This is a genomic window from uncultured Anaerococcus sp. (assembly GCF_963510915.1).
GTDB lineage: Bacteria > Bacillota > Clostridia > Tissierellales > Peptoniphilaceae > Anaerococcus.
Genome location: NZ_CAUPHG010000054.1, coordinates 1 through 11,898 on the forward strand (window position 1 = coordinate 1; position 11,898 = coordinate 11,898).

At 37.4% G+C, this 11,898-nt stretch carries 7 protein-coding genes, 1 tRNA gene and 1 other annotated feature; of the genes, 4 read left to right on the forward strand and 4 right to left on the reverse strand.

Translation table 11 applies throughout. The annotated features are described in order from the left end of the window. The 3 genes from RQ893_RS05775 to RQ893_RS05785 all read left to right on the forward strand — a co-directional run. Positions 1–292 (forward strand): YhjD/YihY/BrkB family envelope integrity protein (locus RQ893_RS05775; RefSeq protein WP_311482103.1); only part of this gene is annotated, 292 nt, incomplete at its 5' end. Beyond that, positions 282–815: a 5-formyltetrahydrofolate cyclo-ligase gene (locus tag RQ893_RS05780; RefSeq protein ID WP_311482104.1), complete on the forward strand. Its 534-nt coding sequence runs from the start codon at positions 282–284 to the stop codon at positions 813–815. The genes RQ893_RS05775 and RQ893_RS05780, both read left to right, overlap by 11 nt. Before the next feature lie 99 nt (positions 816–914). Further along, positions 915–1,149, forward strand: a binding site (T-box leader). Between the two features lie 90 nt (positions 1,150–1,239). Continuing rightward, positions 1,240–2,394 (forward strand): 5-methyltetrahydropteroyltriglutamate--homocysteine methyltransferase, encoded by a 1,155-nt coding sequence (locus tag RQ893_RS05785; protein ID WP_311482105.1) that lies wholly within the window; start codon positions 1,240–1,242, stop codon positions 2,392–2,394. Between the two features lie 713 nt (positions 2,395–3,107). Here RQ893_RS05785 and RQ893_RS05790 read toward each other — a convergent pair. Further along, entirely contained in the window at positions 3,108–6,779 is a 3,672-nt protein-coding gene (locus tag RQ893_RS05790; protein WP_311482106.1) for an InlB B-repeat-containing protein, read from the reverse strand. Positions 6,780–7,621: 842 nt separating this feature from the next. Next, positions 7,622–8,911 (reverse strand): serine--tRNA ligase, encoded by a 1,290-nt coding sequence (serS, locus tag RQ893_RS05795; protein ID WP_311482107.1) that lies wholly within the window; start codon positions 8,909–8,911, stop codon positions 7,622–7,624. A gap of 352 nt (positions 8,912–9,263) precedes the next feature. On the opposite strand from serS, the gene RQ893_RS05800 reads away from it, so the two are divergent. Beyond that, on the forward strand, positions 9,264–11,138 hold the full coding sequence (locus tag RQ893_RS05800) for an acyltransferase family protein (protein WP_311482108.1): 1,875 nt from the start codon (positions 9,264–9,266) through the stop codon (positions 11,136–11,138). A gap of 105 nt (positions 11,139–11,243) precedes the next feature. Here the strand turns inward: RQ893_RS05800 and RQ893_RS05805 are convergent. Then, a tRNA-Val gene (locus tag RQ893_RS05805) sits at positions 11,244–11,319 on the reverse strand. Between the two features lie 226 nt (positions 11,320–11,545). Next, a partial coding sequence (locus tag RQ893_RS05810) for a DUF4349 domain-containing protein (protein WP_311482109.1) occupies positions 11,546–11,898 on the reverse strand: 353 nt, incomplete at its 5' end.

Genomic DNA, 11,898 nt, shown 5'->3' on the forward strand with positions numbered 1-11,898 from the left:
CGGGATTTTTACAACCATAACAATCTATGTAGCAAGCTTTGTTTATGCCTACTTTATAAACAACTTTTCAAACAAATCCTTGATATACGGTGCTCTTGCTGGAATCCTTGCCCTATTTATCTGGCTATTGATAGTGTCTTCTCTTTTGATTATAGGAGCAGAAGTCATAGCCGCCTTCAGAGAAGGCTACAGGGATGAGTACTTTGATATTAATATAAAATCCGAAGAAGCTAAGGATAATACGATGAATAAAATAGTTTCTAAGCTGAAAGGAAAAATAAATGAAAAGTGAATTTAGGAGATTTTTCCTAAATCTCAGACGAGAAATGGATCAATCTCTAATAAAAGCCAAATCAGAAAAAATCATAGCAAACTTATTAGCAAGTGACCCTTACAAAAATTCTCAAAGTATTTTTGTCTACGTTGCAAAAAATAAGGAAATAGAAACTAGGAATTTTATAAAAAAAGCACTCGCTGATGGCAAAAAAATCTATGTTCCAAAAATCATTGACCATAAAATGCTTGCGGCAAAACTAGGTGACCTATCAGACCTAGACTCCGGAGCTTTTGACATCCCAACATCTAAAAGTCTCGAATTTATAAAAGATCCCGACCTTACCATCTGCCCTGGCCTATCCTTTGATAAGGAAAAAAATAGGCTGGGCTATGGTGGTGGATTTTATGATAAGTTTCTAAAAGAAAATACGACCACAAAAATCGGCCTAATGATTTCTGATTTCTACTCAATCAAAATCCAGGCTGACCCTTGGGATGTAAAAATGGATTTCATAATCACTGAGGAAGGAATTTTTTAAATAATAAGTGTATTTTTAGCCTTTTATACAGAATAAATCGAATAATTATTACAAATTATTTGACAAGGAAAATTTTCCTGTGTATAATCAGACTATAGAAAATAAACTATGAGAAGAAAAGTAGATTTAATCAACCTACCCAGAGAAGCTACGGATGGTGAGAGTAGCCTAGCGAGATTAGATTGAAAATGGCCTTTGAGTTTCTTATCCGATATTTAAGATAAGACGGGCTCGCCCGTTACAGCGATAGGGTATGTTGGTACCCGATGAGTTATTAATTGTGAAATTAATTTGAAATTAAGGTGGTAACACGTGGCAGAGCCTCGTCCTTTATGGGACGGGGCTTTTTTTATTACATAGAATATTTTCTAAGGCGCCTATGATAGAATGTTGAAAAAATTAGAAAATAAAAAGAGGTATAAAAATGACAGAAAGATTTTTAACAGTTGGATCATTACTTAGAAACGAAGAATTATTAAAATACAAAAGACAAATAGAAAAAAGAGATGATATAAAATATCCATTCTACAATGATTTTGAAGGCTACAAAGAATGCGAAGATAAGTCAGTAGCTGATGTGGTAGAAAGACAAATTGCAGCAGGCCTTCCAGAAATTACAGACGGAGAATATTCAAAATCCCTTTGGCATCTTGACTTTGTTTGGGGTCTTCACGGGGTGGAAAGATATATAAGAGAAAATGGATATTTCTTTGAAGATAAGGATTGTTGTGGCAAGTTTGAGACCAGACGTGATATAGGATTAAGGCTTATAGGTAGACTTTCAGGCAAGAACCACCCATTCATAGACCATTTCAAAAGACTAAAAGCGCTTGTAAATGACAGAGCAATAGTCAAACAATGCATCCCTTCCCCATCCCACATCTATGGTGATGTCCTAAACTTTGGATTTTTGGAAGATTCTTATTATAAATCAACAGAAGATTTTGAAAAAGACTTAATCCGCTCCTACAAAGAATTCTTAGACGACTTTAAAGCAGCCGGCGGGGAAATAATCCAATTTGATGACTGCCTATGGGAACAATTTGCAGACGAATCTGACAACAGTCAATTTGATGGCGAAGCAAGACATGATAAAAATATAGACTTGGCAGAAAAATATATAGCCATCAACAACGAAGTCATAGACTACGGTCACAAACTCGGTCTAAAAGTCTACACCCACAACTGCAGGGGCAACTACGCCTCCCGCCACTTTGGGGCAGGCACCTATGACTCAATCGCAGACCTCTTCCTAGAAAAACAAAACTACGACAGATTCTACCTAGAATGGGATGACGAAAGAGCAGGATCCTTAAATTCCTTAAAAGCCTTTGAGAAAAACAAAGACGCAGAAATCGTCCTAGGCTTCTTATCATCAAAAACTGCTGGTCTAGATGATGAAAAAAGAGCCCTTACACTTTTAGAAGAAGCGGCGAAAATTATAGACAAAGACAGACTCTACCTCTCCCACCAATGCGGCTTTGCCTCATGCGACAACGGCAACGAACTAAGCCAAGAAGACCAATGGAAAAAAATAGCCCAAGGTCAAAAAATCGCACAAAGCTTCTGGGAAAAATAAAAATCCATCTCTCCTTATGTGTATAGAAAAAGCACCCCCTGCCAGGGTGCTTTTGTTGTGGGGATATCAAATCAAAAACCTTTCTACAACCAAACCCCAAGTCCAACCAGAGCCAATCCTTGTTTGGTCCAGAAATTTCTCAGATCTCATCGAACCGACAGGCTTGTCTACATATGGGAGAGCTTGTTGAGTTTAAGTTAGTCTAGGATGTATGTATTATTTTGTTTTTAAAATACTCTTAAACGTTGAGAACTATTGCTAATAAAAGAAAACCACCTCGAGAAGCAAAGCGACGAGAGGTCTCTATAGTTCTATTTGAATCAGGTTCGATCTTGCATCGAGATTTTTTTTATGAATAGTAAAGGATATGGATAATAACGATGCAGCTACGGAACCTTTGATATCCTCTACTATAAAGATCTCTCACTACGTTCGAGATGGGTGTGAGAGTTTGTGTTTTGGTTTCGGGGAATATATGTTGTTGTTTTATAAAAAATTAAGATAAATTTTCAAATGAATAATGAGACGTCCTCCCCTCGTCTCGTCTGATCACAGGGCAAGCCCGTCTGGCTCGGAGAGGACTCGAGAGAACTTTTGAAATATTCTTATTGTCAAGATGGTCTAGGTGTCAAGACCAACTCAAAATCGAGCCCCCTCCTGTAATTTTTACCAAAAGAAAAAACCCGAGTCATACTCGAGTTTTCCTTGATTTATTAATCTTCTTTTTTCCTACCAATGTATAGGGCACCTGTGGATGCTACTAGGGTGCAAACCACACCTGCAACTGATTCTACACCAGTTTTGACATTTTCCCTAGGATTGGTTTTCCTTTCAACTTTTTTATCTTCAATCTTTTCCCATTGGGCAACGAACATATGATCTTCAACAACAGTGTACTTATCTCCTGGTTGGTAGGCTGAGCCTTTCCAATATAAGAACCTATAACCTTCCCTGGTTGGTGGGTTGATAAGGGTAATGATATTACCCTTGTCGTAGTAGTAAGTTAGAATGTCAGTTGACTTATCGCTCCAATGTCCACCATTAGGGTCATAGTTAATCTTTAACCTATCCTCTACTCCAGGTTTCTTACCTTCCTCATTCTTGTCCTTTTCCTTGCCAGGTTCTTTGTCGCCTGGTTTTTCTGGTTGTGGTTTTTCTTTTTCCTTGTCTTTCCATTGGGCTACTACTGTTATATTATCAGTTACTGTGATTATATCGCCTGGTTTTTTATCTTCTCCACCTATTTTCCATCCAGTAAATTCTTTGCCTTCTGGAACTTCAAAGCCGTTTCCTGGTAATGTATAGGTTTTTCCTTCTTCTACCGTTGCTTTGTTCATTGAACCTTCTGCACCGTTGCCGACAAATGTTACTTTGTATTCAGTTTTTGATGATGGGGTTGGGGTTGGTGTTGGACTTGATGGATTATCTTTCCAAATAGCTTTTACTTCTGTGTCTTTGTTTATTTCGATTTCTGTTCCTGGGGCTACTTCCTTGCCATCTATTTCCCATGTTTTGAATTCTTTTTTATCTGGAGGTGTACCAAAACCATTAGCTGGTAATTTATATTTTTCACCTTTTTTAACAGTTGCAGAATCCATTGAACCTGTTCCGTTATTTCCATTGAAGCTTACCTTGTATTCAATGTCTTTCCAGATTGCTTTGACTTCTGTGTCTTTATTTATTTCGATTTCTGTTCCTGGGGCTACTTCCTTGCCATCTATTTCCCATGTTTTGAATTCTTTTTTATCTGGAGGTGTACCAAAACCATTAGCTGGTAATTTATATTTTTCACCTTTTTTAACAGTTGCAGAATCCATTGAACCTGTTCCTGTATTGCCGTTAAAAGTGACTTTAAATTCTTTTGTTGCTATGGCTGTGAATACCTTGTTGTTCTCAGTTGCTACAAAGTCAACTGGTTTATTAGCATCTTGACCCTTCCATTCTGGGTCTGCATAACCATCTTGTGGAGTAACTTTTATTGAATCAACAGCTGATGTGTTAATAGCTGGAAGTTTATATTCTTTTAGGTTTGTATCTGGTTTAACCTTATATTTTGAGTAAGATGTAGGATTATCTTTATTTCCTTCAATTGCTCCGGAGCCGGTATTATCAACTTTTGTTCCTTCACCTAGTTTGAATTCAACATCAAGTGCATCTGTTGGAACCTTATCTTTTCTTTCCATGCTAGTTACATGGTTGCTAACGTATAGCTTTTGATTTTTTACTTCTATGAAGGATCCGTCATCAAATGTTACTTTAATAGTTCCGGTAAAATCTCCTTCAGCTTGTGTGTTTCTGGTATCATCAGTAAAAGTTGTTTTTGCTTCGTCTAAAAATTTTTTTATTTTTGCTTTATTATCATCTGATGCTGATTCTTTCGCTTTTACGCCGTCTTTCCAATCAAGCTTATCTCCCACCCATTTTTTTAGAACAACTGGGTCGAGACCGCCTAGGGCTTCAACTTTGTCAGCTATTGTTTCTTCTACAGTTAATTTTCCTTGATCTGATTCAAGTTCTGTTTTATCGTCATCTGCTATTCCACCCTTGTCTGTTACTGTAGCTGATACTGTTGTTCCGCCTTTTACCTTATCTTTAGGAAGAGTTATAACGCCATTGGCATCAACGGAACCTTCGCCTTCAGAGATTGACCAAGTTCCATCATCAGCTTTTGTAGCTTTAGTTGTTTTTGAGCTACCATCTTTTCCTGTATAGGACACAGAAATACTATTCGCATCTGTATCAACTTTATTTGGAGTGATTGTGATGCTTTTCTTATCTTCACTTAAGGCAACAGTAGGTGCATCTGGTTTGATGTTTTTTAAAAGGTCTTTTGGCTGAATTGTTATTTTTGGTTCAGCTCCGTCTTTTACCTTGTATGAACCATCTTCATTTTTTTTAGGTATCACACTGTAGTCACTACCATAAGTAACTTCCACATCATTAGCACTATATATCTTAACATTGCCGCTATCATCAATTTGTATAACAGCAGGGATTCCTTCCCAATCAGTTTCAGGATATCCATCAGGTAATTTTGATACTCCATTTACTGTATATGCTTTTCTTATAGCAGCATCAATTGCTTTTTTGTCTTCAGCAGTTAATTTTCTAGGGTCTTTAACTTCTGTTTTTTCTACTTTTGCAGGTTTAACGGTTGTTGTAGAACAAGATACAAATTTATGGGGTTCTTTAATAGAAACACCCACTATTTGGTCTAGAGTTAAACTTTCCCCTTCTTTTAAAGTATAGGAAAAAGTTCCATCGTCATTTACAGATACCTCTATTGGTTTAGATGAGTCTTTATCAACTGTACACTTATTTTCATTACAAAATTGACCTGCTTTATCCTTATTAACATTAATGATGAATTTTACCTTTATTTTATCAAAAGGTCCCGGTCCTGCCAGTTTTCCCTTAACTACATTGTCTACAATTGTAATACTGTCAATCTCAGGTGATCTTGAAGTTTCTGTAACTTGTTTTATTTTCAAGTCCGGAGCTTCGATTTTGCCTGATGTCGAACCATCAGTATAGGTTACTTCATAATAGGCATGTTCAGCAGTATTAATAGAAAACTCAACAGATTTAATATCACCAGCTATTGTAGTGTTTGCTTTGTTAAACATTTCAACAGCTTCTGCTTGTTCATCAGCATTAACTTGGTTTGATGAAGTTTGCTCTATCCAAATTTCTCCACTTGGCATTGTAGGAGTAACTGTAGACGCCTTAGATGGTTGTGCATTTGCAGTTACCTCTGTTGATTTATCTTCACCTATTTGTTGGTAGACAGTAACTGTATCGCCTTTTGCAACTTTAACTCCTTCAGGTAAGTCTACTTTCCATGTTGTTCCACGTGTAGGTGTAACTTTAAGAGTGGCTTTAATAGTGCCATCTTCACCTTTTAATGTTACATGGACTGTTGCTATTACATTTACATTCTTTTTACCAACTTTAACTTTAGCTTTTACTAAATTGCCTCCTGAAATAGTTGTGGCATCGTATAATACAGGGTTAACGGTCGGTTCTTTTACAGCCGCTGTTACTCGATCGCCTACTCGTTCAGGTCCTATTTCAAAGCCATCTTCATTATCCACCTGTGCTGGATTGTCATTTTCTATAGTGACAGGACTCTCTTTTGTTTCAAGACCTTCCTTTTTATCAGCTGTTTCTGCTTTACCAGCTGGGGTTTGGGTTTCTGTTTGTTCTGTTTGTGGCTGAGGTCCTTCTACACTGTCTTCCGCATGGATCACAGGTGCAGCCATTACAAGACCAAGCATACATGACACTAGACCTATGGATAGTTTCCTAGTGGCGTAGATTGGTTTTTTCTCTTTATTATTTGCCTTTGTTTCTAAAAGCTCTTTGGCTTTTATGTATTTTTTCATCTAATTTTGCCTTTCTTTTTCGCACATATTTTATACACAATTCTACCATAATTATATAGGTTTTGGGGGAATATAGCAAGTGATTTTTGGAGATTTTTTTCCACTTGTAAGTCGCTTTGGTCATTGGATATTATAGGAGATAGGTGGTTAAATTTAGGTTAAATTTTATTTTAAAATCAAGAATCGTTTTACAAACAAAATCCCAAGTCCCGACTTTGTGGGATTCCTCACATACGTTCGGAATGACAAAATTCTCAAACTCACAACCCTCGCTTCGAGCGGAGTCGAGAAGTCTCTCGCAATACTTATATAATTAATACGGTATGGGTGTCAAGTTTATCTAAAAATCAAGAACCATATTACATAGAAAGTCTAAAGTCCCGACCAGAGCCAGTCCTTGTTTGGTCCAGAGATTTCTCCAGTCTCCTCGAGCCGACGGGCTTATCTACGCTTCACTCACTTAGTCGAAACGAGGGTTGTGGAGTTCGGGGTTTGTTACTCCCCCTCGTCTCGAGCGTAGTCGAGAGATCTCTTACTAATTTTATAAAAATCATATGGTAGAGGTGTCTAGTTTATCTAAGAATAAAAAACCAACCTACAAACAAAATCCCAAGTCCATACTAGAGCCAGTCCTTGTTTGGTCCAGAGGTCCCTCCACTACGGTCGGGACGAGGGTAGCGGATTCGTACTGGGTTTCAAAGTATTATATGATTTTATTATAAAGATAATATTAAAACTTGGGAAACAGACGGGACTTCCGTCCCTTGCTTAGACCAAGCAAAGCGAGGGTGGGGGCTCGGATATTTAAAAGCACCCTACTTGGGTGCTTTGGTTTCAAATTATTATTTAAGTGTTGGCACGATTTTTTCCTTGCCGCCCATATACATTTGTAGTGGGGCTGGGATTTTTACTGATCCGTCGGCTTGGAGTAGGTTTTCTAGGAAGGCTATTAGCATTCTTGGTGGGGCTACTACTGTGTTGTTTAGGGTGTGGGCAAAGTAGTTGCCGTCTTCTCCTCTGAGTCTGATGCCGAGTCTTCTTGCTTGGGCATCGCCTAGGTTTGAGCATGATCCCACTTCAAAATATTTGCCTTGGCGTGGGCTCCATGCTTCTACGTCACAAGATTTTACCTTTAGATCTGCTAGGTCGCCTGAACAACATTCGAGGGTTCTTACTGGGATTTCAAGTGACCTAAAGAATGCTACAGTGTTTTGCCATAGTTCGTCATAGAATTTTTTAGAGTCTTCTGGCTTGCAGATGATTACCATTTCTTGTTTTTCGAATTGGTGGATACGATAAACACCACGTTCCTCTATACCATGTGCTCCTACTTCTTTCCTAAAGCATGGAGAATATGAGGTCATCTTTAGTGGCATTTTGTCTTCTTCGTTGATGGTGTTTATGAATTTACCTATCATGGAGTGTTCGCTTGTGCCTATTAAGTAGAGGTCTTCGCCTTCGATTTTATACATCATATCTTGCATTTCGGCAAAGGACATAACTCCAGTTACTACTTCAGATCTAATCATGAATGGTGGAACAAAATAAGTGTAGCCCTTATCAATCATAAAGTCTCTAGCATAAGAAAGAATTGCTGAGTGGAGTCTTGCTATATCGCCTTTTAGGTAATAGAAGCCAGCACCAGATGTATTTCTAGATGAATCTAGGTCGATTCCGTCAAAGCTTTCCATAATGTCTATGTGGTAAGGCACTTCAAAATCAGGAACTACTGGCTCGCCAAATTTCTCGATTTCTACGTTTTCTGTGTCGTCTTTGCCTATAGGTACTGTATCGTCTATGATTTGTGGGATGACTTGCATCCTTTTTTTGACTTCTTCGTTAAGTCTGGCTGTTTCTTCTTCGATGTGGACTAATTCGTCATTTATTTCTACTACATGGGCCTTGGCTGCTTCGGCTTCGTCTTTTTTGCCTTGACCCATAAGAGCGCCGATTTCTTTTGAGGTCTTGTTTCTTTCGGATCTTAATCTATCGCCTTCGGTTTTGTAGCCACGAAGTTTTTCATCAAGGGCTAGGACTTCGTCAACTAGGACGAGTTTGTCATCTTGGAATTTTTTCTTAATATTTTCCTTTACAAAGTCTGGGTTTTCTCTTAATAGTTTAATATCAATCATGTCTTCTCCTTAAAAATATGCATAAAAAAAGCCTCCCCCAATTGGGACGAAGGTCTCGTGGTGCCACCCAAATTACGCAAGCAAGGCTTGCCTTAATTTCTTATTTGCTCCAAGACGGATTCACTATTTCCAACAAGGAATTTCCACCAACCATTCCCTCTCTAGGTGTCTTTCACAGCTACTACTTCTTGTCATCGCAATATTTCATTTCTAATAATATACAGCATTTCGAGAACTAATGCAAATTAATCGGCGAATTTAATCTGACTTACATTTTTATTTCATAATCTTTGGATAAAATGATTTTAAATTAACTTAATAAGAGTATAATGGTTATGTTATGGAGAAGAATGTGAAAAGATTAACTAAAAGAAAACCAAATTATAGATACCTAAATATTTTGAGAGGTTTTTGCCTACTAACAATTTCAACCTACCACCTTTTTGCCCACGCCCTGCCGGGTGGTTTTTTGGCTGTAATAGGGTTTTTGGTAATGTCCGGATTTTTGATGGAAAAAGCGACATTTAACAGGAACATATCCCTAGCAGATATCTACCTCAGCCTAAGAAGGAGGATAAAAAAAATCCTACCCCCTATTATTTTTGTTGGTTTTATAAGCCTAGCCATTGCTCTTATCTTTGCTAGGGAAATCTTTGATGACTCTGCCAAGTCGAGTTTGGCTGTGGTGTTTGGCTTTGAAAATATAAGACAAATTGTAGCTGGGGCTTCGTATTTTGATAGGAATGGTAATTTTAACCTCTTTGTCCACCTCTGGTACATAGCCCTCTACCTCCAATTTATTGTGATATTTTATATAATCAAATATATAGGAAGAAAGATTAGACCCCTTAATTCAAAAATTTGGATCCTAGGAATCCTAAGTCTAATTAGTATTGGGATTTCCTTTTACCTATCCTTTACTAAGGCTCCTATCATTAGGATTTATTACGGGACAGATACTAGGATTTATGCATTTTTCTTTGGGATGATTTTTTACCTCCTATATGTGAAATACAAGGACAGGATTGAAATGAGTCAAAAGAATTTAAAAATTTCTATTGGGATTTTGGGGCTAGTGCTATTTTTGCCAATGTTTTTTATAAATGGTGAAAAGATTTGGATTTACAGGTCATTTTTCCTCATCTATAGCCTAAGTTTTGCCCTAATGGTCCTTGTGCTTTATAAATATGAAACTGAATACGGAGCAAAGTTTTCTAGAACTGTCTTTGGTGGTATTATGGAATACCTTGGTAGGAGGAGTTTTTACTTCTACATTCTCCAATATGTCATCCAAGTATTTTTCTCATACTTCTTGATAAATGTTATAGAAAATAAGTTTTTATACTATGGTTTGCAATTTATCTGGATTATATTTTTAGGGGAATTTTGCCATATACTTTTTGCTAGAAAGAGAATAAATAAGTATCTAATCACCGTTCCTCTTGTGGGGCTTATCATTTTAAATTGTGTCTCCCTTGCCATCGGCAACAAAAAAGAAAAAGACATGGCTGAGCTTAAAGCGAGATTTAAGGAAAGCGAAGAAGAAATCAAGAAAAATAACGAGTCTATTAAAAATAAAAATGCCAAGAAAGAAATAGAAAAATCAAAGGATGATGGCAAAGCCAATAAGGCAAATCCTACAGAAAAGAAAGATAAGGACCTTGAAAAATCCAAAGACAAAAAGGAATTCAAGGAAAAAGCCTACGACAATTTTGATTTCACAGAAAACGAGCTCGCTTATGCTAAAGATTTGAGTATAACTGCGGTTGGTGATTCAGTATTAATAAATATTGATAAGTATCTTAGAGATTATGTGCCAAACCTCTACCTAGATGGTGAGGTCGGCAGGGATATGACTGCAGGCCCGGGCATCCTAGAAAATATCAAAAATAACGTTGGTCTAGGCAATATTATTCTGATTTGCCTAGGATCAAATGGAACTGCCAACCATGATGATATGCAGGCAATTATGGATTTGGCTGATGAAAGAGATGTCTACTTTGTAAATACATCCCATCTTCAATCCTATATGGATAAGGTAAATGCTGATATGAAGTCCTTTGTAGACAAAACTCCAAAGGCCCACCTAGTAGACTGGCGTGACTTTGTCAAGGATAGGCCAGAGCTCTTGGCAGCTGACAGGACCCATCCAAATATAGATGGTAGTCAAGATTACGCCAACCTTGTCCTAAGAAAAATATTAAATGTAAATAAGGTAAGTGATTAAAATAAACCCTGGACTTTGAAAGCCAACATTTTGCTTTTGAAAGTCCAAGGGTTTTTGTTTTGGGAATTTTTGAAAAAGAAAAAGCAGGCACTTGCCTGCAAAATCTGGTGGGAAGTACTGGACTTGAACCAGCGACCTCCACGATGTCAACGTGATGCTCTTCCAGCTGAGCTAACTCCCCAAGTCCTTTTAATCATATCAAGGAAAGAATGACTTGTCAAATCTAATAGTAAATTTTTATAACTTATTTCTTATTCATAGGCCTGCTTTCTTCGTTTGGAAAATCCTACCTTTATGAGATCTCTCCTCCGCCATTGACGTCGTCGAAATGGCGCTTTGTAATTCCATATCGAGCAAATGCGAGATATCTTATGAATTTACAAAATAATAGGAACTGATACCAGTCCCTATTTTACCTTGTTTTTCTTTTTTCTTATTTTTATTATCACAAATACAATAGCAAGGATTATCAAAATAAATGGCCAGTAGAGGAAAAATCCTACTATGACTTGGGAGAAAAATTCTTTGACTATACCTAGAGATTCTCCCATAGCTTCCTTTATTCTTTCTCCTAGGTCTGGGTTGTTAGACCTCTTATCGTAGGAGAATACCTCCCTTAGGGAAATATTGTAGGTATCATAGGTGACCCTGTCTTTTAGGTCGGCCTTGGCTTTTTTTATGGCATCAATTTCGCTCTGGGTCTCGATGATTTTGGCATTGATGACTAGGGTGTCTTCGATATTTGTTGTTTGATCAAGGA